The following is a 24142-nucleotide window of genomic DNA, read 5'->3' on the forward strand; positions in this document are numbered from 1 at the left end:
CTCGGTCAGGCGCTTCGTAAACTTCAGGGTGTCGAAGTTGGTACTGGCCATCGCCGAAGTATTGATCCCGATTTCGGGCAGGTCAAGCGAGCGCATCGGTTCAACGCAGCCGGAACAGCCTCCTACCTTGCCACGGATGCCGCGGGCCGTTTCGGTCATGTGCGGTTGACGGGCACCAGGGCCCGGTCGCCGACCTGACGAGCCTGGGCTGACCGATTCAGAAGAGGTCCGAATCCGCCATGGTGTAATGCAGCGCCGCGGAAGCCTCGGACCAGGACAAGGCTGAGTGAAATAGCCTGGCCGTGGGCACGATGCCCAAGGGCTCGGGCTCGCGGGTGAAGCCGAGCGCCTGCAGCCTTGCGGCATCGGCCCCCGGCGCGGGCAGCCAGGTGCCCAGGCGCGCGACCCCATCGGCATGCAGCCGTGCGCCGACGCGCCGCAGCAGATCGCGCGCGCCCCGGTCATGGGCCGGCAGCACCAAGTCCACGAGCACGGCGCCTTCGGGCTGGATCAGCACCACGGCGTAGCCCCGCCAAGCGCTGCCGGAGCGGCCCGCGAAGGGGCCGTAGCGCAACATCCGATAACGGCGGGCGGGATGTTGCAGGAAGCGCCAGCGTATGAAATCGGCATCGCGCCGCGCCTGCAATCGGCCCCACGGGCAGGTATCCGCGAGCCGGTCCAAGCCGTGCAGATCGTCGTTCGCGACCTGCGAGAGGCGCCCGGCGAACGGACGGCAGCGCAACCGCGCCAGGGCCGCCGTGTCCGCCACCAGGTAGGCGGCGCCGCCCGGCAACGGACGATACCCGAGGCGATGAACACCGAGCCGGCTGGCCCGCACTCCGGGCAGGCCATACATCAGCGCGGCCTCGTCGGGGCCACCGAACTGCGAGAAGTAGCGCAACGCGGTGCGAACATAGAGCCCGCCACGCCCGCCGAGCTGCCGGCGGTGCGCAGGATGCGAGAACACGTCCATCAGCTGCGTGATGCGCAGCCGATGCCCGCGCCAGTCAGCGGCGAAGGGCACGCCGCCGTAGAGTGCTGCAACTTCGCCGGACTCGTGTACGCAGAGCAGGATCTGATGGCCCAGCGGGGCGTCGTGGTACTTCCAGCGCCACAGCTCCGAGGCGACCGGGTTGCCGAAGGCCGCCTGCCAGGCCGCGAGCACCGCGGGCACATCGTCGGGCACGTAGGGCCGGATGGTATAGCGGCCGCAATCGGTGGTGATCTCCTCCACGCATGCCTGCATGGTCACGGCGTGGTCAGCCTCGGAATCGAGCTCTCGACGCGCGTCAACCACTTCGCCTCGTCTGCCACTAAACTGGGCTTCGGTCCTTGCACGCTATGACCAGTCGCAGGGTTTCAGCGTGCTCGAAGTTGCGCCGCCCTACAGCCATCTGCCGCATCCGAGCGCACATGTCGTGCGGCGAGTGGTGGACAACCCGTTGCTGCGGCGTTGCTTTTGAGAGGGGAGTTGCAAAACAGGCAGACATGGTGCGTCCGTTCGACTGCTGAGAGTCTCCAGGAAATCATCGGTGGGCGCCGGGGACGGCAGGCGCTCGACGCACTGACGGACAGACGTGGGGCACGGCGAGGTGCAGGGCGCCGTCGGGCGATACGCGCCGGCTTGTGCGACGGATGGGTTGGGCTTGCGCAGGGCCCTGGTGCTCGAACCGATTGGGACCAATAATCGAAACGCCAGCGCTTGCTGAGCCCGCTTGCAAATCGCTGGGTCGAGTAAGATAGCGCATCTTGCTAATTCCCTTGGTATTTGGTTGGCTTGGGCTCGCTCTGAGGGAGGATGCACTTCGAGATCGTGAAAAGAACCAAGCCATGACCAAAGCCGTGCAGTTGTGCTCCAGCCAATGACTCCTGCTGATGTCCGAGCGACCGAAGTCGAGACCCGTGCCGCCGAGGCCGCGATTCCGGACCAACCCGACCCGGCGACCTTGCAGGCGCGGGTGGAGAGACTGGAGACGGAGCTCGCCTGGATGCGGCAGACGCTGAGTTGGCGCTGGACGGAGCCCGTCCGGCAAGCCATGGGCATGCTCGCGCGACTCGTCCGCGTCGGTCAGTTCCCCCGTCGGGCCGGCGGCGTGTCCGCGAAACCGTCGCCACGGGCAGCCAAACAGGCGCAAACGCCCACGGCTGTCCCCCCGCATGTTTCCGAAGGCAATAAGGCTTACGCCTCGTGGTCCCAGCAGAACGACCCGCGGGCCGCGGACCTGGCGCGCATGCGCAGCACGGCCCGGCTGTTGCCGAGACGCCCGCTGATCAGCGTGTTGATGCCGGTCTACGACCCGCCGGAGCGGTTCCTACGCGAGGCTGTCGAGTCGGTGTTGGCGCAGGCCTACGAGCATTGGGAACTGTGCATCGCGGACGACGCCTCGACGCTGCCCCACGTGCGCCCATTGCTGGAATCCTTCGCCGCCTGGGACGCGCGCATCAAGCTCCATTTCCGCACGGAGAATGGTCATATCTCCCGCTGTTCCAACGACGCGCTGGCCCTGGCCAACGGCGAGTTCGTCGCGCTGCTGGACCACGATGATCGCCTCGCACCCCATGCCCTATACGAGGTGGCGCTGTTGCTGAACCAGCACCCGGACGCGGACGTCGTCTACTCCGACGAGGACAAGATCGACGCCGAGAACCGGCGTCGCGACCCCTACTTCAAGCCGCAATGGTCGCCGGACACGCTGCTCTCGCGCATGTATGTCGGCCACCTTGGCGTGTACCGGCGCAGCCTGTTGGCAGACATCGGCGGCTTTCGAGCCGGGTTTGAGGGCAGCCAGGACTACGACCTGGCGCTGCGGGCCACCGAGCGCGCCGAGTCTGTCTATCACATCCCCGCGATGCTGTATCACTGGAGAAGTCACTCCAACTCGGCGGCGGCCGGGGCCGATGTAAAGCCCTACGCCTACGCCGCGGCGCAACGGGCGCTGTCGGATGCGCTGGCGCGTCGCGGCGAGCCCGGCACAATAGAACAGCTCCCTGGCACGCGCGGGTTCTATCGCATTCGTTATCGGCTGAGCGACCGCCCCAAGGTCAGCATCATCATCCCCACGCGCGACCAGCCGGCGCTGCTCCAGCAGTGCCTGGCGTCGGTCTTCGGCCGTAGTTCCTGGCGCGATTTCGAGGTGGTGGTCGTCGACAACGGCAGCGTCGACCCGCAAGCGCTGGCCGTGATAGACTATTGGGCTGGGCGCGAGCCCGAGCGTCTGCGCGTGCTGCGCCTGGATGTGCCCTTCAACTTCTCGCTGCTGAACAATCGCGCCGTCGCCGCCAGCGACGGCGACATGCTCCTATTCCTGAACGACGACACCGAGGTGACGACGCCGGACTGGCTGGAGGCGCTGCTGGAGCAGGCCCAGCGGCCCGGCATCGGCGCCGTCGGCCCGCTGCTGTTCTACCCGAGCGGACGTGTGCAGCATGCCGGCGTCATGCTAGGGCTTGGCGGTGTCGCCGGGCACGCCCATCAGGGCGAAGACCCGTGCACCGCGGGCTATTTCGGGCGTGTGATCGCCGTCACCAACGTCGCCGCCGTGACCGCTGCCTGCCTGATGTGCCGGCGCGAGGTCTTCGAGCAAGTCGGCGGCTTCGACGAGTCCCTGCCCGTCGCCTTCAATGACGTGGACCTCTGCCTGCGCTTCCTGGACGCGGGCCTGCGCAATGTCTACACGCCCCATGCACGCCTGATCCACCGGGAATCCGAGAGCCGGGGCTATGATCATGCCGATCCCGCCAAGCTGGAGCGGCTGCTCAGCGCGGGTGAGCGCATGCGTGCGCGCTGGGGATCACTCATCGTCGACGATCCCTACTACAGCCCGCACCTGACCCGGCATGGGGAGGACTGCGCGATCCGCACGGCCGACAAATAGGAAACGGTTCCTCAATAGTCTCAACAACGCTATCCACGCACTGGCGTAGCGGCCTTGATCACGGTTCCGGCCGCCTCGGCCGGCGGAGCGCAAGCGGGGGCGAGGTCGCTATCGGAATCGGAGTCGATCATAATTGAACTCGGCAGGCGTAAGCGCAGCAAATGAGGGACGTGTACGCTTGCCGGGCTAAAGCAGACCGACTGAAGCGACTGCGTTTCAGAACGCACGTTCTCCGGTCTCCGACGCTCAGTCGATTCCGATGCGGTTCAGTTGCCTAACGACCCAGCGGTAGGGCGCCGTAAGGCGCCAAGATGTGGAGGCCTGGAGCCGATCAAGCAGCGCAGAGCGCCCTTCCAGGCGCCGCCGCTCGAGGTTCGCTGCGGCCAGGGATTCGCGCGACGCATCGAGTGCCTGCCGAGTCGCCCCCAGCTCCGCCATCGTTGCCGCTAATCGTGCCTGCAGGTCACTTGCCGCCATCAACTGCTGGCGAGCACGGTCAAGAAGGTCGTACAACACGGGCACGGTCAGCCTATCGAGCGCCTTTCCGAGCACGCGATGCGCACCGAACCGGATGCGTTCAGCCCGGATCGGATTCGGGACTTCCGGGGCCGCGCCGCCGACGCCGGATGCCCCGCCCTGGCGGTAGTACGCGCTGATGCCGGGGGCCCGTGCGAAGACGCCGCAACTGGCGAGCTGCTGCCAGAAATCCCAGTCTTCGTAGTAGTCTAGGCCCTCATCCATGCGGTAGCTGGTCGTCGATGTGTGTTTGAACAGCACGGCGTGAATCGGCAGATAGTTCTCGCTTAGGAGCCGGAAGTGATCAAAGGGAGCGGAAAACACTCTACCCTCAAGCGTCCCTGCCGCGTCGACGACGGCGACGTCGGTGAACGCTGCGACAGCGCCCGACTGACGCTGTACGGTGGTCACCAGTTTGGCCACATGATCCGGATCGATCCAGTCGTCCTCATCGAGGAACAGGCAGTACTCGCCGCGGGCAGCGTCCAGCCCAGCGTTGCAGGCGGTCGCGCGCCCGAGCGGACCCCCGCTGCCCACGACCCGCTGCGGGAAGCGCCCGCACCAGGGCTGCAGCACCAGCCCGCGGGCGGCGGCGTCGACGACGATCAACTCGATGTTCAGATAGGTCTGCATCGCCACCGACGCGACCGCATCGGCGAATTCGGGCCGGCCCATGGTGCGGCAGATGATGGACACCAGCGGCTGCTCGGCGGCATCCACCGCGCTGCCCTGGGCCAACCGGCGCGCGGCCGGCGAGGCGTGGAAGGCGCGCAGGCCGCCGTCGCGCAGCGCGTCGGCAGCTGTCACTAGGAATGCCTCGGCTGCTTCGACGTCCGGCCCGAGGGTGTAGGCGCGAAAGCGGTTCAGCCCGTCGAGATGCCGGTCGTAGCGCTGCACCGCAAGTTGGGAGGGGAAGCAGGCCATGGCCCGCTGCTTGGTCTGCAGGTAGGGGCCGAGATCCAGCAGTCGGTTGGGCTCAAGCGGCGCGCCGACTTCATAGAGGACCAGATCCCGGTTGCCGCCCAGCCGGCGGACGGCCTCGGTGGCCGCAAGCGACAGCGCCAGATGGTCCGGATGCACCTCCCACGGCGACGGAGCATAGACCGCCCGTGCGGCGCTCACCTCGATGCGGGTGCGCAGCCGCTCCACCAGCGCCTCACCATAGGCCAGGCCGCGGTCGGGCAGGTCCCAGAATTCGGGCTCGCCATAGCCGAGCACGGCGGCGGCGGCACATGCTTCGTTGCGCCGTACCTGTGGGTGTCCGGCCTGCCCGGCGCCATCCGTGACGATGACCACGTCCACGATATGGCCGTGGGACAAATGGGCGCAGATGGCGCCTGCACAGCCGAGCACCTCGTCATCCGCATGCGGTGCGAGCACCAGCGCGTCGCCGACCGCCGGCAACGGCGTCGCCGCATAGGGGAGCAGAGCGTCCTCCGCGGTCATGGCGTGGACATGATGGCGCGCAACAGGCGCATGAGACCCGCGGGCTGTGCCCACCGGGACTGTTGCGCGAGGGACGCCAGATGTCGGCGCGCGGCCACCGGCTCGGTACCGAAGCGCGCAGCGACGACTACTGCCCATGCGCAGATGTCGTCCAAACCTGCGGGGTTGAGCGCGAGCAGCTCACGCTTGATGAAGGGCAGACCAAGCTCGGCGATCAGCGGGCGCCAGAAGTGGTGGGTCGGATTCAGCGCCCGCCCTCTCTCGAGCGCCCGCAGCATCGCCCGCTGCTGCGGGCGCTCTGCATCAGCCTGCGCGCGGAAACAGCGCAGCGCTTCGGCGTACGGGAATAAGGCCTCGAGTCGCAGTCCCGCTGCCCTGAGCTTGCGCGACAGTGCGAGCTCGCCCGCCTCAATGACGGCGAATTTGTTGCTGATCAGGGGCATCTCGCGCCAGAACGCGTCGAAGGCCGGATGCCCGAATGCGTTTGGGTGGAAGAGCAGGAACCAGGATTGCAGGTGCGGGCCGTGATTACGGCCTTCGGTCATCCCCCACACGTCGGCGGTGGCCGGGTCCGCCTTCGCCAGCACGGCCTCCAGGGGTGCAAAGGGACCGTAAACGGAGTCGTTGCACAGCACGAGCTGCCGGCAGTCACCAAGATCGCCGAGCGCTCGCAGCCCCTCGCGCCAGGCCCCGAAGTCGTGGCCCAGGTTGCGCCGCACCAGGACCTCGCGCACCAGCGGCGCCACCCGTGCGGCGGCTGCCGGGCCGAAGCGCTCGGCGTTGGACACCAGGGTGATGCGGAAGCCGGCCGACCGCAGAGCGCGCAATGCCTCCAAGTGATAGTCATGCACCGCACCGACAGGGTCGTAATGGGCATAAATGGCAACGCGCCGGGCGCGTGCCATGGGATCTTCGCCTGCAAAACGGCGCAGCAGGAAGGGCCCGCGCTGCGGTTGGAGTCGAGCATGGGCGATCATGAGCCGGACGTACAGCCTATGTGCCAGGCGCAGCGGCGGCCGCGCCATATCCCGCAAAGTGGCGTCGATGTTGGCGATGTAACGACTCACGCCGGCCGCGAGCCCCCGCTGCGTGTCCGCTCCCGCCAGCGATGGCCGTCGGTGCGCACCGCGGAGTTGCTGCAATGCCGCCACCAGCTGAGCGCCGATGGCCGCCGACGCGAGCGCTGGTCGACAGGCCGATGCGATGGTACCGACATCCGTGGGTCGGCCTTCGGACCGGATGCGCAGCAAGGTGTCGGCGAGCGCGGCGGCGTCCCCCGCGGGAATCAGCGTCAGCGCACGCGGCGGCCAGGTCTGCTCGCGAATGGCGGACGCATCTGCCGTGATGACGGGGCGCCCGGCGGCGAGCGCCTGTAGAACCTTGTTCGGCACAACCAGCTCGGTTTTCGGCCCAGTGCCGAATACACCCAGACACACATCCGCCTGATGAATCAAATGCACCAACCGATGATAGGGTACCCACGGCGTCCAGCGGACGTTGCGCAGATCCCGGCTCGCGAGCAGGCACTGAAACTCCGGGGAGAGCTGGCCCTGGCCCACGAGCTGCCAGTGGATGTCCGCAGCGCGGCACAGCTCGGCCGCCCGCAGGATCACGTCGATGCCGTGCAACGGCGCCAGCTGGCCGTAGAACAGGACCCGTAGCGGGCGCATCGGCGGGGTGTCTGCTGCTGTCCGCGGCGGCGCCGGATAGAACACATGCTCCTCCACCCCGAGCCTTACGGTGGCGAAGCGCCCGCTGTCGACGCTGAAGCGCTTCCTGAAGTACGCGCAGTGGGCATCGGTGTCCAGCAGCACCAAGTCGACGACGCGAACGGCCAGCCATTCAGTGAGATGAATCGCCCGTGCCAGCGGATGGCCGCGCCGGTACAGCTGCCGATCTTCGACCAGCGTGTTGTACAGGGATAGATAGGCGTCCCAGACAACGGGTATGCGCCGTAGTCTGGCAAAGGGCCACAGGACGAGCACGTCGAACTGGCCCAGGTAACCGACAAGCACCACGTCCGCTTTCGGAGCGCGCAGGAAACGCCGGACCAGGCCCGGGTAGGCAGCCACCAGCCGCAGCCAGAAGCGCATGCGCTGTGTCCGGTTCAGCGTGCTCTTGTCCGCCACCGTGTCCCATACCGGCGTGCGGCATTCGATGACCTCGACCCCGCGGGTACGCAGCCCGGCGAGTATGATGCGGTTTCTGGGCTTGCTGAGGTCGTAGGTACCCCAGAAGAGGACACGCATGGGCGCTGCTCCGGGCTTGCTGCGACCGGCGCTTCGGAGTACCCGGAGCAGCAGTGAGCCCCCTGCCGGGGGCCGACAGTCGGGTGGGGCGATTACCCGCCACGAGGAGTATATTACGTCCGCTGAGGTATTTGCCCGAGAGGATAATCATCCGTGTGACCCGTGGCGCCATCAGGGTTTGACGGATTGGTGTTTCACGCCTGCCGCAGGGCGCGGATGATCCGTTCTTCGAGCCAGTAGTGCGGCCGCCAGGGCCAGCGCCCGGCGACGAAGCCGACATGGCCGCCTGTAGGGCTCAGCTCCAGCGTCACGCCCGGGCCCAGCTCATGGGCGAAGGGCAGGCTCGCCGGGAAGAGGAAGGGGTCGTCGGCGGCCTGGATGATCAGGGTCGGGGTGTGGATGTGGGGCAGGTACTGGCGGCAGCTGGCGCGCTGGTAATAGTCGAAGACGCCGGCGAAGCCGTTCAACGGGGCGGTGATGCACTCATCGAAGGTGTTGAAGTCGCGGATCGCATGCAGACCCAGGCTCGGGTCGAGGGCGGCGGGCCAGGGGCGGGACTCGAGCTTGCGGTTGAAGGTCCGCTTGAGCCGCGCCACCAGGTGGCGGCGATAGATCCGTGAAAAGCCGAGCTCCAGGCGCAGCATGGCGTCGCGCAGCACGAAGGGGACCGAGACCGCAATGGCCCGGTTGAGATGACATTCGTGGCGCCCTTCACCCAGATACTTGAGCAGCAGATTGCCGCCGAGGGAGAAGCCCACGGCGGTCCGCGGCGGGCCCGCGGCATCGGCGGCGAGCGCGTCGAGGACCTCGGCGAGGTCGTCGCTGGCGCCCGAGTGGTAGGAGCGGTCCAGTCGGTTTGGCGCCTCGCCCGCCCCGCGCAGATGCATGAACACGGGCTTGAAGCCCTCGCGGTCGAGCCGCGCCACCAGGGCGCCTGCGTAGTGTGAGCGCAGATCGCCCTCGAGCCCGTGAATGATGAGCACCGCCGGCCCGTCGCCCGCGCCCACGGCCAGGTCGATGAAGTCGCCGTCGGCGAGCTCGATGCGCCGGCGCCGCAGCCGCAGTTCTGTTATGGCCGGCGCGCGCCGGGCGAGGCTGCCCCAGAGCGTCTGCGCATGTGCGCCCGGCAGCCACCAGGCGGGGCGGAAGTGGCTGTGGACGATGCGTCCACCGGGATGGCCGGCGGCGTCATGGCGGGTCATGCAGATTAGGCCTGAGGCCGGCGGACTGTCAGCCGCGCCGGACGGATGCCCAAGCCCGAGCTTCGGACCGCCCAGAACATGCTGGATCTTTTCGGCTGGCTCAATCTGGTCATCGGCGGTGTCTTACTGCGCGGCTTGTGCAGGGTGAGCCCGCTCGCCACGCTGCTGTTCTTGCCGCAGCTGGCGGCGACGCTGGCGGCGACGCTGGCGCACCGGCTGATACCGCGCGGTGTTGCGGCGGCCAGGCTGCGGCGGGGGCTCAGGCCCGGCGGCGCTGGCGCTATCCCGCCTGGCGGGCATACAGCGTCGCATAGGCGCCGTCCCTGTCCATCAGCTCGGCGTGGCTGCCCTCTTCGATGATACGTCCATGCTGGATCACCAGCACCCGATCGGCCTGGCGCACGGCGCTCAGACGATGGGCGATGATAAGCGTCGTGCGGCCCGAAAGGAACTGGGCGAGGGCCCCATGCAGCCGCGCTTCGGTGGTGGTGTCCAGCGCCGAGGTGGCTTCGTCCAGAATGACCACCTTGGGGTCCGCGAGCACCATGCGCGCCACCGCCAGACGCTGGCGCTGCCCGCCGGAGAGGCGCACGCCATTGCGTCCGATGGTGGTGTCCAATCCCTGCGGCAGGGCCGCGGCGACGTCGGCGAGCTGCGCCACGTCCAAGGCCTCCCAGAGCCGTGCGTCGGGGATGTCGACGCCGAGGGTCAGGTTGAGCCGCAGGCTGTCGTTGAACAGCGCCGGGTGCTGGAGCACCGTGGCGACATGATCGCGCACGACGTCCATGCCGATGCGCTGCACCGGCACGCCGTCGAAGCGCACCTGCCCGCCGCTGGGGGCGTACAGCCCGAGCAACACCTGCACCAGGGTCGTCTTGCCGCCGCCGCTGGCGCCGACGATGGCCACCTTCTCGCCGGCGCCGATGCGAAAGGAGATGCCGTTCAGCACCCGCGGTCCGGCGCCGTAGGCGAAGGTCAGGTCGGAGACGGCTACGGACACCGCGCGCTTGCCCGCGAAGGGGTTCTCGGCGTGGGGCCAGTCCGGCTCGCGATGCAGCGCCAGGAGCCGGTTGATGCGCTTGAGCGCCGCGTCTGCGGCCTGGAAAGCATACTGTACGTTCAGCACATCCTGTACCGGACCCATCATGAACCAGAGGTAGGCGAACACCGCCAGCATCTCACCGATGGTCAGGTCAGAGAACACCACCATGAGCATGCTCACCGCCCGGAACAGATCGAAGCCGAACGAGAACACCGTGAACGATAACCGGTTGGCGGCGTCGCTCTTCCAGGTGAAGGCACAGGACCAGCGCCGGATGGCGTCGGCGGTGTCGATGCCACGGCCGATGAAGAAGCGCTCGCGGTTGCCGGCGCGGATCTGTTGGATGGCGTCGAGGGTCTCGGTGAGGCTCTGGGTGAAGGCCTCGTAGGCGGCGTTCTCGCGCCGCTTCATCTCCTTGACCCGGCGCCCGAAGACCAGGGTCAGGTAGATGACCACCGGGTTCAGCAACAGGATGAAGAGCCCCAGCTGCCAGTGCATCCACAACAGCACGACAGCGGTGCCGAGGATGCTCAGCACGGCTACGATCAGCTTGGCCACCGCGCTGCCGATGAAGGCGTCCACGGCGTCCACGTCCGTCACCAGGTGTGAGGCGACGGTGCCGCTGCCGAGGGCCTCGTACTCGGCCATGGACACCCGCTGCAGGCGTCCGAGCAGGGCGCTGCGAATGCGAAACACGATCGCCTTGGAGACCACGGTGAATTCCCGCGTCTGCAGGACGGTGAGCCCGACCGCGAGGGCTCGCAGGGCGATCGATGCCGCCAGCACCGCCAGCACATACAGCACGGGGCCGTGCCATGCGCTCGGGAACAACGTGTTCATGAAAGCGATGGCGGGCCCCGGCTGCTGTAGTAGCACCTCGTCCACCAGCACCGGCATCAGCAGCGGCACCGGCACCGCCGCAAGTGCGCTGAGCACGGCGATGAAATTTGTCAGCATCAGCGCCCGCTTGTGCGCGCCCGCCATGGCCAGGATGTGCGACCAGCGGTAGCCGTCGCTTGCGTCCTGTTCCCCGGCGCCTTGTTTTATTTCTGCAACAGGAATGGTGTCGACTCCTCGATGAAGCCTTGGCGGAGAGCACATTGGCATTCTGGCCACAAGGCGGGTGGGGCGCGGCCGGATCATCAGTTGCGGGCTGCGGCATTTGTGATACGGCTGCATGGTCACCTATACTCCCGGCGTGGTGTCCCATTGCAATGCCATCTGGCCCAGGGAGAGATTATGATCAAGCATCGACAGGCGGCGCTGCTCGCCGCCTGCGTCATCGCGCTCCTCCCCGTCGCGAGCCCCGCCGAAGATCTGCTGGCCATCTACGATTTGGCGGTGGAGAGCGATCCGGCGCTGCGTGAGTCGGAGCAGACACTCTACGCCACCCGTGAAGTCAAGCCCCAGGCGCGGGCGCTGCTCCTCCCCGACTTCGCGCTCACCGGCGAGGCGCGGTATCAGAATGTGGGCACATCGAGTAACGGTATCGCTGGCAGGATCAACCGCAACGAGAGCTACGACACCGAGCGCGCGACGGCGCAGGTGAGCCAGTCGGTCTACAACCGCGCCGACTGGGTGCGGCTCAGCCAGGCGGACGACACCATCGCCCAGGCCGAGGCCGAGTACCGCAACGCCCAGATCGACCTCATGGTGCGCGTCACCGAGGCTTACTTTGCGGTGCTGGAGGCCTCAGACCTGGTGCGCGTGCGCGAGGCCCTGGTGGCCGCCGACGAGCGTCAGCTGGAGCAGTCCAAGCAACGCTTCGAGGTGGGCCTGGTGGCCATCACCGACGTCAACGACAGCCAGGCCGCGTACGACCGCTCCCGCGCCCAGCTCATCACCGCAGAGAACGAGCTGGACAATGCCTGGGAGGCGCTGCGTCGCATCGTCGGACCGGTGTCCGTGCCCCTCGCGCGCCTGGGCGACCGCCTGCCGTTGGCGCCACCCGAGCCCAACGACATCAATGTCTGGGCGGAGACGGCGCTGGCCAACAACTATGCCATCATCGCCGCAGAAGAAGCCGCGGAGGCGGCGCGCAAGGACATCGAGATCGAGCGTTCCGGTTACTACCCAAGCGTCGGTCTGCAGGCGGGCTATGATTTCTCGCGCTCCGGCGCCGAGCTCGGCACGGACTCCGACACGGGATTCGTCGGCCTCAGCGTCAACGTGCCCATCTTCCAGGGCGGCGCCGTCGCCTCGCGCACCCGCCAGGCGGGGCACCAGTTCCGCGCCGCCCAGGACCGGCTGGACCAGCAGCGCCGGGCGGTGATCAACCAGGTGAAAGATGCGTTCCGCGGCATCGTCTCCAGCATCAGTGACGTGCGCGCGCGCCAGGCGGCCATCGTCTCGGCGCGCAGCTCGCTGGAATCGACCCAGGCCGGACTCGAGGTGGGCACCCGGACCCAGGTGGATGTCCTGAATGCCCAACGGCTGCTGTTCCAGGCGGAGTTCGACTACCTGGCGGCGCGCTACAGTTACATCCTCAACGGCGTGCGCTTGCATCAGGCCACCAGCACGCTCAGCCGGGATGTGCTGGCCAAGGGTAATGCCTGGCTCACCGAGGCGTCCGTGGTACCGCCGCCGGCGTACTGAGCCGCGGGCTGCCGGGTGTCGGGGCTCGAGGCGGTGCTGCGTTGACGCGTCGCCGCCAGCCCCGATCTCGCGGCGCAATCCTCGATCGTCGGAACCTTTGGCATGTCCGGTAACTCGATAGGCAGATCCTTCGTCCTCACCAGCTTCGGCGAGAGTCACGGCCCCGCCATCGGCGGCGTCGTCGATGGCTGTCCGCCCGGGCTGGCGCTGTCGGAGGCCGATCTCCAGCACGATCTCGACCGGCGCCGGCCGGGGCAGTCTCGGCATACCACACAGCGGCGAGAGGCGGACGCCGTGCGCATTCTCTCCGGGGTTTTCGAGGGCCGCACCACCGGCGCGCCCATCGGCCTGCTGATCGACAATCAGGACCAGCGCTCCAAGGACTACTCGGAGATCGCCGCCAAGTTCCGCCCCGGTCATGCGGACTACACTTACACCATGAAATACGGCTTCCGCGATTACCGCGGCGGTGGGCGCTCCTCGGCGCGGGAGACGGCGGTGCGGGTGGCGGCGGGCGGCATCGCCAAGATCTGTCTGCGTGCGCTCGCCGGCGTGCGCGTGCGCGGTTTTCTCTCGCGGCTCGGCCCCATCGCCACCAGCAGTCCGGGCAGCGCCGGCTTCGATTGGGCGCAGGTGGATCAGAACCCCTTCTTCTGCCCCGATGCCTCGCGGGTGGCGGCGCTGGAGGACTACATGGACGCGCTGCGCAAGTCCGGCGACTCCATCGGCGCCGAGGTGACCGTGATCGCCGATGGCATGCCGCCCGGGCTCGGTGAGCCGGTGTTCGACCGTCTGGATGCGGACATCGCCCATGCGCTGATGGGTATCAATGCGGTCAAAGGCGTGGAGATCGGCGCCGGCTTCGCCGCGGTGGCGCAGACGGGCACCGAGCATCGCGACGAGATCACCCCCGAGGGCTTTCTGTCCAACAGCGCCGGCGGCGTCCTCGGCGGTATTTCCACCGGCCAGCCCGTGGTCGCCCGGCTCGCGCTCAAGCCCACCAGCAGTATCCGCTTGCCCGGGCGTACCGTCGGGCTCGACGGCCAGGCGACGGAGGTCGTCACCAAGGGCCGGCACGACCCCTGCGTGGGCATCCGCGCGACGCCCATCGCCGAGGCCATGCTGGCCATCGTCCTCACCGACCACCTGCTGCGCCACCGCGGCCAAAACGCCCAGGTCACGCCGCCGCTGCCGCCCATTCCCGCCGGCGAGGCCTAGCCGGCGCCTAGCGTCGGCCCGACGCGCCAACCGCCACCGGAGCCACACCCCTTGGCGCCGGGAGCATCGGTGGGCATCCGGCCTGCCCGTGCCGCCGACGGCGTCGCCGCTGTGCGCGCAAGTGTCCGTCCCGCCGAGTCTGCCCATGCCCTACGCGCGGCTGTCCAGCTACTACTTCTTTCACTTTGCAGCCCTCGGTGCCCTGGTGCCCTATTGGGGGCCGTATCTGCTGGAACGGGGTTTCACGCCGGCGGCCATCGGCGTGCTCATGGCCATACTCATGGGCACCAAGATCGTCGCCCCCAACGTCTGGGGCTGGCTGGCGGACCGCGCCGGCGAGCGCATGCCGAGCGTGCGCCTCGGCGCGCTGCTCGCCGTGCTGGCGCTGGTGCCGGTGTTTTGGGCCGATGGCTTCTGGGCCATGGCCCTGGTGATGGCGGCCTTCAGCTTCTTCTGGAACGCGCCGCTGCCATTGATGGAGTCCGTTACCTTCAATCACCTCGGCGCGCGTGCGAGCCGCTACGCCAGCGTGCGTGTCTGGGGCAGCATCGGGTTCATCGTCATCGTGCTGCTGCTCGGCTGGTGGCAGGAATGGGCCGGCAGCGGCGTGGTGCCGCTGGCGGTGCTGGTGCTCTTCGTCGGGGTGTGGCTCAGTTGTCTGCTGATCCCGGACCGTGGTCAGGCGCATGCCGGGCACGCCCACCTGCGTCTGCGCCGGCTGTTGGCGCGCCCGGAGATCCTGGCCTTCCTCGGTGCCTGTCTGCTGATGCAGGCGAGCCATGGCGCCTACTACGCCTTCTATTCCATCTACCTGGAAGCCCATGGCTACGGCGATACCGCCGTCGGCGCCCTCTGGGCCCTGGGCGTGGGCATCGAGGTGCTGGTGTTCATCAACATGCACCGGCTGCTCGCGCGTTTCGGCGCCCGTCGGCTGCTGCTGGCGAGCCTGCTGCTGGCGCTGCTGCGCTGGCTCCTGATCGGTGCCTTCGTGGAGGTGGTGGCGGTGCAACTGCTCGCACAAAGCCTGCATGCGGCCACCTTCGGCGCTTTCCATGCCGCGGCCATCCACCTGGCGCATCACTATTTTCCGGGGCCGATCCAGGGTCGCGGCCAGGCGCTTTACAACAGCGTCAGCTTCGGCATCGGCGGTGCCGCCGGCAGCCTCATCGCCGGGTCGCTGTGGGCGAGTGCCGGCGCCACCGCCACCTTCGTGGGGGCAGCGGCGCTCGCGGCACTGGGCTTCCTGGTCGGTCTGCGGGTGGATCGGCGCCGCCGGTACTGACGGCGAGGGGCAGGCGAGCGGCATGACGTGCTGCTCGCACTTCGGCCGATCGTTAAAATGCGCACGCGCCAGGAGACCCTCGGCGCCACTCTGCCCGGCGGGGTGCCGTTGTACGCAAGCCGAGTGACTGCCCACCATGCCCCAGCCCTACCCCGTGAGACCCGGCCGCCGCTATCCGCCGGGGGCGAGCATCGCCGATGAGGGCATCAATTTCTCGCTCTACAGCCGACACGCAACCGGCGCCACATTGCTGCTCTACGAACCGGGCGCCGATACGCCTTTTCAGACCGTCGAGCTGGATCCGGCGGTGAATCACAGCTTCTTCAGCTGGCACGTGGAGGTCGTCGACCTAGCACCCGGCACACGTTATGCCTGGCGCCTGGATGGGCCCTGGGATCCGCAGGGCCACGGTTGGTGCTATGACGCGCAGGTGGAGTTGCTGGACCCCTGGGCGCGGGCATTGGATATCAGCCACTGGGATCGGGCGCGGCGCTGCGGCGAGGGACCGAGGCCCGGCGACAGTATCCGCGGCGTGGTGCTGGCGGATCCCTACGATTGGGAGGGCGACGAGCCGTTGCGGATGCCCTCCCAGGAGATGGTGGTCTACGAGCTGCATGTGGGCGGCTTCACGCGGCATTCGAGTGCCGGCGTGCGCCATCCGGGCAGCTTCGCCGGCGTGGTGGAGAAAATCGATCATCTCAAGCGCCTGGGCATCACCCACGTGGAGCTGATGCCGGTGATGGCCTTCGATCCCGAGGACGTGCCGCCGGCCACCGGCGCGGCCGAGCTCACCAATTTCTGGGGCTATAGCACCCACGGCTTCTTCGCGCCGCACCCGGGCTTCTGCGTCGGCGACCCGACCGAGCATCGGCGCGAGTTCCGGGACATGGTCAAGGCCCTGCACCGCGCCGGCATCGGCGTGCTGCTGGATGTGGTGTTCAATCACACCGCCGAGGGTGGTACCGGCGGGCCCGCGATCCACTTCAAGGGGCTCGGCAACGAGACCTTCTACATGCTGGATGCCGCCGATCGCAGCCGCTATCTCGATTTCACCGGCTGCGGCAACACGGTCAACGCCAACCACCCGTTCGTCGCCCGCTACATCATCGACTGCCTGGAGTACTGGGTGCGCGAGATGCACGTGGACGGCTTTCGCTTCGATCTCGCCAGCGCCCTGGCCCGCGACGCCCACGGCGTGCCCCTGGAGCACCCGCCCGTGCTCTGGGGCATCGAGCTCTCGGACGTGCTGGCCGGCACCAAGATCATCGCCGAGGCCTGGGACGCCGCCGGTCTGTACCACGTGGGCAGCTTTCCGGGCTATCGCTGGATGGAATGGAACGGTCGCTACCGCGACAACCTCAGGGCGGCGGTGCGCGGTGACCCGGGGCAGGTGGCGGAACTGGCGACGCGCATCGCCGGCAGCAGTGATCTGTACCAGGGCAATCTGCGCCACCCCATCAACAGCATCAATTTCGTCACCTGCCACGACGGTTTCACCCTCGCCGACCTGGTGAGCTACAACCACAAGCACAACGCCGCTAATCAGGAGGGCAATCGCGACGGCTGTGATCACAATCTGAGCTGGAATTGCGGCGCCGAGGGCGACACGGACGATGCCGAGATCCTCGCCCTGCGCCGCCGCCAGGCGAAGAACTTTCTCACCGTGCTGATGCTGAGCCAGGGCATCCCCATGCTCACCGCGGGCGATGAGTTCCTGCGCTCGGCGCACGGCAACAACAATACCTGGTGTCAGGATAATGCCAGCGGTTGGCTCGACTGGACGCTCGCCGAGACCAACGCCGACATGGTGCGCTTCACGGCAGGGCTCATCGCACTTCGCAAGCGCCACCGCAGCCTGCGCCGACGGCACTTCCTGACCGACGCTGACATCACTTGGCAGGGTCTCGACGGTGGTCCGCCGGCCTGGGATGCGCCGTCGTGCCGCGAGCTGGCTTTTACGCTTCAGGGCCGCGGCGCCGGCGAGCCGCCGCTGCACGTGCTGATGAATTTCGGCGCCAAGGCGCGGACCTGCCGGTTGCCGCCGCCGGTGGCCGACTGGCGCTGGGCCATCGCCGTGGATACCGCCGCACCGTCGCCGCGGGATCTCATCGCGCCCGCGGCCCAGCACAGCATCGCCGCCCGGCGCTGGCGCCTCGGTGCCCGCAGTGTGCTGGTGCTGGAGGGGTGTGCGCGCAGTTGATGATGGGCCGTCGAAGGGCCGTCCCGGATGTGGTCCGGATCGCACCGCGGTGGTCACGTCGAGGACAGGCGCTGGGCCGGTGCTGATCGGCATGCGATCACTGCGCTCACAGTCGTTGCACGGTGGTCTGCCGACGACGCAGGCCCGCGTCGCCCGCCAACCTGAGGCCTTGGGCCGGGCCTTTGCCAGCTTCGGAGAGATCGTCCAAGGGCGCCGCCGCGACGGCGAAGACTTTCTCATCACCCTGCCCGTGGATCTCTGGAGCCATTGTGGCGTGTGCTGGGCAGCCGGCGCCGGGCCATCGCGAGTGGAAGCGCCGCTGGTCAAGTCGCGCCGCCTCGCCGAGGCGCTGCTGCGGCTGCTGGGACTGGAGACGGGCATCCGGCTGCGCATCCGCTTGACGCGGGATATGCCCATCGGCAAAGGGCTCAGCTCCAGCACCGCGGACATGCTCGCCGTTCTGCGGGCCTGCCAGGCATGCTTCGGGGTGACGCTGAGCAAGTCCCGTATCTCCCGCTTGTTCGCCGGCATCGAGCCCCATGATGCCCTGCATTACCCCACCAGTGTGGCCTACAACCACCGGCGCGGACGTCTGTTGCGGTATTTCGGCTATACGCCTGACTATCGGATCCTGGCGGTGGACGCCGGCGGTTATGTCTGTACCCAGGCCTACAATCAGATGCTCGTCTTCGAGGCCGGCATGCTGTCGGCCTACGACGCGCTCTATCGCGAGGCGGCGACCGCCTTCGCAGCGCGTGACGATGCGGCCATCGCCCGTTGTGCCACGCGCTCGGCGGCGCTGCATGTGCAGCGGACCAACAACGCTTTCCTGCGCCGCCTGCTGGCCCAGACCGGGCACTGTGGCGTGCTCGGCCTGGTGGGTGCGCACAGCGGCACCTGCGGCGGCCTGCTGTTGCCGGGTGACGCCGACGATGACACCCTCGCGCGGCTCACGGCGAGGGTCGCGCCTCTGGGCACGCCGTTCCAGGTCCGCACCCTGCGGTGGCCCGGCTGAGCATGGGTGGGGACGCATCCCATGACCCACTGGGTGCGCCGGCGCATGGCGCACCGGGGTCAATTCGCCAATGCCCTGTCGGATGGGGCACAATTCGCGGTTTGTTCTCCTGTGATGCGGCGCCGCGATGCTCGCCACCTATATGCCCTGCGCCCCCGGGTCCTCTTGCTGGACTCGGGCCCGGCTGACGAAGCTCATGGTGCCGACGGCGCTGACCCAAGTGCGTATCGACGCGTCCAGCAGCGTCTCGGCCGCGGATGAGGTCGCTTCAATCGGTGCGAGCACGGTGCCGGCTGTCATTGGTGCGCCCGGCGCTGGTGTGAGCGTCGGCACCAGGCGCCCCAGATCCGCGCAGCCTGGGCAGAGCGCCGCGGGCGACGCCGGAGCACGAGCCGGTGCGCAGGCCGGGCAGCACCCGCAGAGACCGGTCGCGGACCGGGGCCGGGTCGCCGGCATCGCCGAGCGGGCACCCGGGAGTCGGCGCTGATCGTGTGCGGCTGTCTCTTCAGTCGCGGTGGGGGCCGCCATGGATAGTGTGCACGGCGCCGGCAAGTCGCCTGGGACAGCGGCGCAGGTCGCGTCGGATCCGACGCTGATGGGGCCTCGCATCCGCCCGGGCAGCGACTTTCCAGACACGAGCACGGGCACTCACCTCGTGCTCTATCAGGCCAGAGACGGCGCGGTCCATCTGCGTTGGCGGATCGACGCCGCCCACCTTGCGCATGTCCGGGCCGGCTTCGGCGACACCGATGCGCATCCGTTGCTGAGGCTGCACCAAACCGACGCCGTGGGGGGTGAGCGGCTGGTGGCGGACGTCTGCTTCGCGACCGATGCGGATGCGCAGAACGGCTACGCCCGCTACGACGGCAGCGATGCCGTCGGGCGCTTGCGGGCGGAGATCGGCCTCGCCAGCGCCGATGGCGGCTGGCTGTTGATTGCCCGCTCCAATGGCCTGCTCGCCGCGGGCCGGGCGGATGGACGGCGTTTGCCTGTGGTGTCAACGGCGCTGGCCACCGCAACGTTTGCTGACGGGGCCGCGGCCATCGGCGCCGCCGAGCCGGCTGCGGCGGCGGTGAGCGTAGAGAAGACCACGGAGCCGCTGCATCTGGCACCCGAATTTCCGCTCGTGGAGCCGCTGCCGTCGGCGCCCGTCGCATCGGCGCAGCCCGCCGGGGGGCCAGGATTGGCTGGCGGGTTGGACGCCGGGCCGAGGACCGGCGACGGGACCGGGCAGGGAGGCCCTCGCAGCGGGCTGAGTGGCGGCGCGCCCCGCCGCGCTGATCCGAGCCTCGGCTCCGCCGCCGGGCAGACCCGAAAGGGGCACGCCATGGGCGCCGGCCCGCCGGGCGCTGCACAGGCCCCCGAGCCGCCGCCCGGCGGTGTGGTGCCAAGGTTGGAGGTGCGCCGGCCACCACCGCCGGCGGCGCCGGCCCTGCCATCGCCGTCGCCGACGGCGGGCAGCGGCCCCTTGCGTGCCTGTGCGGACGGCGCCAGCCTGCGTGCCGAGCTGGTGCTGCACGGCAGCGCGCCGCCGCACACCCTGCTCGACTTGGGAGGGCATCCTTACCGGGTGGGCACCGGCGGGCGTTTTGTGCTGCACGTCCCCATTGGTGAGCACCAGGTCATCATGCGCGTGCTCGCGGCGCTGCCGCAGTTACCGGTGGCGCGGCGTGACGAGGAGACGCCCTGATGAGGCACCCGGCTGATACGGCCCATCCTGATGCGACTCGGCCAGGTTCGGTCCGGCGCGCAGACGTCGGCAGCGGCGCCGGCACGACGCGTATAATCGGCCGCCGAAACGCACCATCAAGCCAACCGCCCGCCGCTGTACCGGCCGGGCCTCACCGTGGCCGTCACCCGGACAGGCCGTGTCGTGGGCCGGCCGCCGATGGCCGGCACGAGCCAAGGACCGCCGTATGTTCATTGTCATGGCCAGCCCAGAATGTGCGCCCATAGCCAAGGCCGGGGGGCTCGGCGACTTCGTGCACGGCCTCTGCCGGGAGCTGAGCAGCCGCGGCCATGCGGTGGAACTGGTGCTGCCCAAGTACGACAGCCTGCGCTTTGACCGCATCCAGGGGCTGCATAAGGTCTACGGCGACCTCTGGGTGCCGTTCTACGATAAGGCCATCCGGTGCGACGTGGAATACGGCGAAGTGGACGGTATTGCGTGCTTCTTCATCGACGCCCACGGCGAGCACAGGTTCTTCCATCGCGGCAAGATCTACGGCGACGCCGACGACCCGGAGCGCTTTGCGTTTTTCTCCCGGGCGGTGATGGAGTTTCTGTACAAGTCCGGTCGTCATCCGGACATCATTCATTGCAACGATTGGCACACCGGACTCATGCCGGTGCTGCTGTACGAGATCTACGCCGGGCTCGGCATGGATCGCAGCCGCGTGTGCTACTCGCTGCACAACGTGGGGCACCAAGGCTGGACCGGCCCGCAGGTGCTGCAGATGAACCGCCTGGACGCCGCTCGCCTCATGGTGCCCGAGCGGTTGCGCGATCCCGGCAATCCCGGCGCGGTGAATCTGATGAAAGGCGGCATCGTCTTCTCCAACTTCGTCACCACCGTCTCGCCGCGCTACGCCTGGGAAATTCAGCACACCGAGCAGGGCATGGGCCTGCAGGCCGTGCTGCAGACGCATGATCACAAGTTCGGCGGCGTGCTGAACGGCATCGACTACGACACCTGGAATCCGGAGGTGGACGGTCATCTGCCGGTGCACTTCGGGCCGCAGACGCTCCCGGAGAAGGCCAAATGCACGGCGGCGCTGCGCGCGCGCACGGGGCTCGCCGATGCGTTCAAGCCCATCGTCGCGGTGGTGAGCCGGCTCGACAAGCAAAAGGGTGTGGCGCTCATCCGCCACGGCATCGACTATGCGCTGGCGCAGGGCTGTCAGTGCGTGCTGCTCGGCAGCGCCTCCTCGCCGGAGGTCGATGCCGAGTTCTCACGCCTCAAGCATGAGACGGATGCAAGCCCCGACTGCCACCTAGCGCTTGGCTATGACGAAGACCTGGCGCACCTGATCTACGCCGGCGCGGACATGATACTGATCCCGAGCGTCTACGAGCCCTGCGGGCTGACGCAGATGATTGCCATGAAGTACGGCTGCGTCCCCATCGCAAGGCGCGTCGGCGGGCTCGCGGATACGGTGTTCGACGCCAACTACTCAGACCGGCCGTTCGAGGAGCGCAACGGCTATGTCTTCGACGACTACACCTATGCCGGCCTGGAATCCGCGCTCGGCCGGGCCATCGGGCTGTGGCAGCGCTATCCGGAATACTTCCGCCAGCTGCGGCTGAACGGTATGCGCCAGGATCACTCTTGGAACGTCCCCGGGCAGCACTACCTCGACATCTACAACCACATCCGCGTCTGACGCTGTGTGCATGGGATCGGGCGCATACGCGCCTGGTGATCCCAGCGCCGACCCGAGTCCCCGCCGATCCCGATGCGACGTGGCGTTTCGGGGCCGCATGGCTGTCGCCCGGCGATGCCACGGGTCGGCGCCGGCACGCCAGCGGTATCCGCGACTCCCGATTCATGACCGACACCATCCACATCGAGCCGCTGCCCTATGGTGCCGACACCGCGGCGCTCTTCGCCGCCGTGGCCGCGGAGCCGTGGGCGGTGTTCCTGGATAGCAACGCCGATCGCGCCGTCGGCGGGCGCTGGGATATCGTCGCGTTGGCGCCGCGGGTGACGCTGCGCACCACAGGCGCCGTGACCGAGATTCGCGCGGGGAACAGGCGTTGGTCCAGCAGGGACGACCCGCTGGCGTTGCTGCGCGGGGCCCTCGGGCCGCCTGTGCCTGCGGCGGCATCCGGGCTGCCCTTCGTCGGCGGCGCCATCGGCTGGCTCGGCTATGATCTGGCGCGGCGCTTCGAGCGGCTTGGGCTCAGCAGCCCCATCGCGCCGGGCGTGCCGCAGCTTGCGATGGGCCTCTATGATTGGGCGCTGGTGGTGGACCACCATGAGCAGGCGAGCTGGCTGGTGGGCCGCGGCGACAGCGCTGATCCGCGCCGCCAGCGGCTGCGGCGCTTGGCGGCCGCCCGGCCGAAGCAGGCCGGCGCGGCGGCCGGGCCCATGCTCCGTGTCACCGGCCGACTCACCAGCGACATGGACCAGTCCGGCTATCGCCGGCGTTTCGCCGCGGTGCAGGACTATATCCAGGCCGGTGACTGCTATCAGGTGAATCTGGCCCGGCGCTGGTCGGTGCCGGTGGCGGGTGATCCCTGGCTCGCCTACGCCATCCTGCGCCAGATCAACCCCGCCCCCTTCGCCGCCTATCTGAACACGCCGGGCATGCGGGTGCTCTCCGCCTCGCCCGAGCGCTTCCTGGCGCTGCGTGACGGGCTGGTGGAGACCCGCCCCATCAAGGGTACGGCGGCGCGCGCCCGGGACCCGGCGCGCGACCGGGCGCTGGCACAACGGCTCGCGGCGAGTGAAAAGGACCGCGCCGAGAACTTAATGATCGTGGACCTGCTGCGCAACGATCTCGGGCGCTGCTGCGAGACCGGCAGCGTGCGGGTGCCGGAGCTGTTCAAGGTGGAGTCCTACGCCGGCGTGCATCATCTCGTCAGCAGTATCACCGCCCGCCTGCGCGCCGATGCCGACGCCGCCGCGCTGCTGCGGGCCTGCTTTCCCGGCGGCTCCATCACCGGCGCGCCGAAGATCCGCACCATGCAGATCATCGACGCGCTGGAGGGCGCACCCCGCGGCGTCTACTGCGGCAGCATCGGCTATCTCGGTTACGACGGCGCCATGGACACCAACATCGCCATCCGCACCGCCAGCGTCGCCGATGGTCGCCTCGACTTTTGTGCCGGCGGCGGCCTGGTGGCGGACTCGGACTGCGAGGCCGAATGGGCCGAAATCGGTCTCAAGGCGCGGGCGATGCTCGAGCTGATCAACGCACTGACGGATGCGTCGGGGCCGGTGGCGGCGGCGGACCGGCGCGCGCGCCCGCTGCCTGGCGAGGGTCCCTGAGCCGGGCGCCGGCGCTGTGTCGCGCACGTCGCAGCGGCGAGCGCCGCCGCGGCTCACCCGCGACGCCGGTCGCGGGCGTATCACGGCGGCCTGGATGTGTGATGTGGCCGGCGCCCCGCGTTTTCAGGCACCGACGCGCGGCGCGCCGGCGATGGCGCCCCGCCCTTCAGTTGCGCAGCGCCCGGGGTTGATAGCGACCACCAGCGAGGTCGCCGAAGAGCTCGCCGAGCAGGGGGTGGTGGATGGGCTGGCCGCTGGTATCGGCCTCCAGGTTGCGCTCGGCGACATAGGTCTCGTGCTCGGCGCCGTCCACCAGAACCCGATACCAGGGCTGATCCTTGGGCGGACGGGATCTGGCGACCTGCTCGTACCAGGCGGCGCTGCCGCAAAAGACCGGGTCGGCGTCGACGATGACGCCGCGGTAATCGAACAGGCGATGGTGCACGAGTTGACCGATGTGGAAGCGGGCGGCGGTGGTGGTCATGGTTGAATCCTCCGGTCAGTGACAA

The 24142-nt window shown here is 68.5% G+C and carries 15 protein-coding genes; 9 read left to right on the forward strand and 6 right to left on the reverse strand.

Annotated features, from left to right (window positions below; genetic code table 11):
• Positions 1–217: 217 nt before the first annotated feature.
• Entirely contained in the window at positions 218–1246 is a 1029-nt protein-coding gene (locus QZ588_RS04015) for a GNAT family N-acetyltransferase (protein ID WP_295540296.1), read from the reverse strand.
• Between the two features lie 616 nt (positions 1247–1862).
• Between QZ588_RS04015 and QZ588_RS04020 the strand changes: the two genes are divergently transcribed.
• Positions 1863–3875 carry a glycosyltransferase family 2 protein gene (locus tag QZ588_RS04020; RefSeq protein ID WP_295540189.1) on the forward strand — a complete coding sequence of 671 codons (2013 nt, stop codon included), beginning with the start codon at positions 1863–1865 and terminating at the stop codon, positions 3873–3875.
• Between the two features lie 246 nt (positions 3876–4121).
• Here QZ588_RS04020 and QZ588_RS04025 read toward each other — a convergent pair whose 3' ends face one another.
• The 4 genes from QZ588_RS04025 to QZ588_RS04040 form a co-directional block, all read right to left on the reverse strand.
• Positions 4122–5837: a PIG-L family deacetylase gene (locus tag QZ588_RS04025; RefSeq protein WP_295540190.1), complete on the reverse strand. Its 1716-nt coding sequence runs from the start codon at positions 5835–5837 to the stop codon at positions 4122–4124.
• A complete protein-coding gene (locus QZ588_RS04030) occupies positions 5834–8086 on the reverse strand; it encodes a rhamnan synthesis F family protein (protein WP_295540192.1) in 2253 nt (750 codons plus the stop codon). Before QZ588_RS04030 ends, QZ588_RS04025 begins: the two co-directional genes overlap by 4 nt.
• A gap of 194 nt (positions 8087–8280) precedes the next feature.
• Complete coding sequence (locus QZ588_RS04035) at positions 8281–9288, reverse strand: alpha/beta fold hydrolase (RefSeq protein WP_295540194.1); 1008 nt, start codon at positions 9286–9288, stop codon at positions 8281–8283.
• Between the two features lie 280 nt (positions 9289–9568).
• Positions 9569–11287, reverse strand: coding sequence for an ABC transporter ATP-binding protein (locus tag QZ588_RS04040; RefSeq protein WP_295540196.1), 1719 nt, complete (start codon positions 11285–11287; stop codon positions 9569–9571).
• Positions 11288–11569: 282 nt separating this feature from the next.
• Here QZ588_RS04040 and QZ588_RS04045 point away from each other — a divergent pair, with 282 nt between their 5' ends.
• The 8 genes from QZ588_RS04045 to pabB all read left to right on the forward strand — a co-directional run bounded on the left by QZ588_RS04045 (position 11570) and on the right by pabB (position 23633).
• Positions 11570–12925 (forward strand): TolC family outer membrane protein, encoded by a 1356-nt coding sequence (locus QZ588_RS04045; RefSeq protein WP_295540197.1) that lies wholly within the window; start codon positions 11570–11572, stop codon positions 12923–12925.
• Between the two features lie 102 nt (positions 12926–13027).
• Positions 13028–14143, forward strand: coding sequence for a chorismate synthase (gene aroC, locus QZ588_RS04050; RefSeq protein ID WP_295540199.1), 1116 nt, complete (start codon positions 13028–13030; stop codon positions 14141–14143).
• A gap of 145 nt (positions 14144–14288) precedes the next feature.
• On the forward strand, positions 14289–15425 hold the full coding sequence (locus QZ588_RS04055; RefSeq protein ID WP_295540201.1) for an MFS transporter: 1137 nt from the start codon (positions 14289–14291) through the stop codon (positions 15423–15425).
• 136 nt (positions 15426–15561) lie between these two features.
• Positions 15562–17625: a glycogen debranching protein GlgX gene (gene glgX, locus QZ588_RS04060; protein WP_295540203.1), complete on the forward strand. Its 2064-nt coding sequence runs from the start codon at positions 15562–15564 to the stop codon at positions 17623–17625.
• A 91-nt stretch (positions 17626–17716) separates the two neighbouring features.
• Positions 17717–18640: a hypothetical protein gene (locus QZ588_RS04065; RefSeq protein ID WP_295540205.1), complete on the forward strand. Its 924-nt coding sequence runs from the start codon at positions 17717–17719 to the stop codon at positions 18638–18640.
• A gap of 595 nt (positions 18641–19235) precedes the next feature.
• On the forward strand, positions 19236–20330 hold the full coding sequence (locus tag QZ588_RS04070; protein WP_295540207.1) for a hypothetical protein: 1095 nt from the start codon (positions 19236–19238) through the stop codon (positions 20328–20330).
• A gap of 226 nt (positions 20331–20556) precedes the next feature.
• Complete coding sequence (locus tag QZ588_RS04075) at positions 20557–22023, forward strand: glycogen synthase (RefSeq protein ID WP_295540209.1); 1467 nt, start codon at positions 20557–20559, stop codon at positions 22021–22023.
• 164 nt (positions 22024–22187) lie between these two features.
• Positions 22188–23633 (forward strand): aminodeoxychorismate synthase component I, encoded by a 1446-nt coding sequence (gene pabB, locus QZ588_RS04080; protein ID WP_295540211.1) that lies wholly within the window; start codon positions 22188–22190, stop codon positions 23631–23633.
• Between the two features lie 166 nt (positions 23634–23799).
• Here pabB and hspQ read toward each other — a convergent pair whose 3' ends face one another.
• A complete protein-coding gene (gene hspQ / locus QZ588_RS04085) occupies positions 23800–24117 on the reverse strand; it encodes a heat shock protein HspQ (protein WP_295540212.1) in 318 nt (105 codons plus the stop codon).
• Between the last annotated feature and the right edge of the window lie 25 nt (positions 24118–24142).

The organism is uncultured Thiohalocapsa sp. (genome assembly GCF_913062725.1).
Classification (GTDB): domain Bacteria; phylum Pseudomonadota; class Gammaproteobacteria; order Chromatiales; family Chromatiaceae; genus Thiohalocapsa.

Excerpts from the sequence above, each read along its gene's own strand:
- QZ588_RS04020 (WP_295540189.1), top strand. The coding sequence starts at position 1,863 with ATGACTCCTGCTGATGTCCGAGCGACCGAAGTCGAGACCCGTGCCGCC.
- QZ588_RS04070 (WP_295540207.1), top strand. The coding sequence starts at position 19,236 with ATGGGGCCTCGCATCCGCCCGGGCAGCGACTTTCCAGACACGAGCACG.
- QZ588_RS04025 (WP_295540190.1), bottom strand. The coding sequence starts at position 5,837 with ATGACCGCGGAGGACGCTCTGCTCCCCTATGCGGCGACGCCGTTGCCG.
- QZ588_RS04065 (WP_295540205.1), top strand. The coding sequence starts at position 17,717 with ATGCGATCACTGCGCTCACAGTCGTTGCACGGTGGTCTGCCGACGACG.
- QZ588_RS04030 (WP_295540192.1), bottom strand. The coding sequence starts at position 8,086 with ATGCGTGTCCTCTTCTGGGGTACCTACGACCTCAGCAAGCCCAGAAAC.
- QZ588_RS04040 (WP_295540196.1), bottom strand. The coding sequence starts at position 11,287 with ATGCTGACAAATTTCATCGCCGTGCTCAGCGCACTTGCGGCGGTGCCG.
- pabB (WP_295540211.1), top strand. The coding sequence starts at position 22,188 with ATGACCGACACCATCCACATCGAGCCGCTGCCCTATGGTGCCGACACC.
- QZ588_RS04045 (WP_295540197.1), top strand. The coding sequence starts at position 11,570 with ATGATCAAGCATCGACAGGCGGCGCTGCTCGCCGCCTGCGTCATCGCG.
- QZ588_RS04075 (WP_295540209.1), top strand. The coding sequence starts at position 20,557 with ATGTTCATTGTCATGGCCAGCCCAGAATGTGCGCCCATAGCCAAGGCC.
- QZ588_RS04035 (WP_295540194.1), bottom strand. The coding sequence starts at position 9,288 with ATGACCCGCCATGACGCCGCCGGCCATCCCGGTGGACGCATCGTCCAC.
- hspQ (WP_295540212.1), bottom strand. The coding sequence starts at position 24,117 with ATGACCACCACCGCCGCCCGCTTCCACATCGGTCAACTCGTGCACCAT.
- QZ588_RS04015 (WP_295540296.1), bottom strand. The coding sequence starts at position 1,246 with ATGCAGGCATGCGTGGAGGAGATCACCACCGATTGCGGCCGCTATACC.
- glgX (WP_295540203.1), top strand. The coding sequence starts at position 15,562 with ATGCCCCAGCCCTACCCCGTGAGACCCGGCCGCCGCTATCCGCCGGGG.
- QZ588_RS04055 (WP_295540201.1), top strand. The coding sequence starts at position 14,289 with ATGCCCTACGCGCGGCTGTCCAGCTACTACTTCTTTCACTTTGCAGCC.
- aroC (WP_295540199.1), top strand. The coding sequence starts at position 13,028 with ATGTCCGGTAACTCGATAGGCAGATCCTTCGTCCTCACCAGCTTCGGC.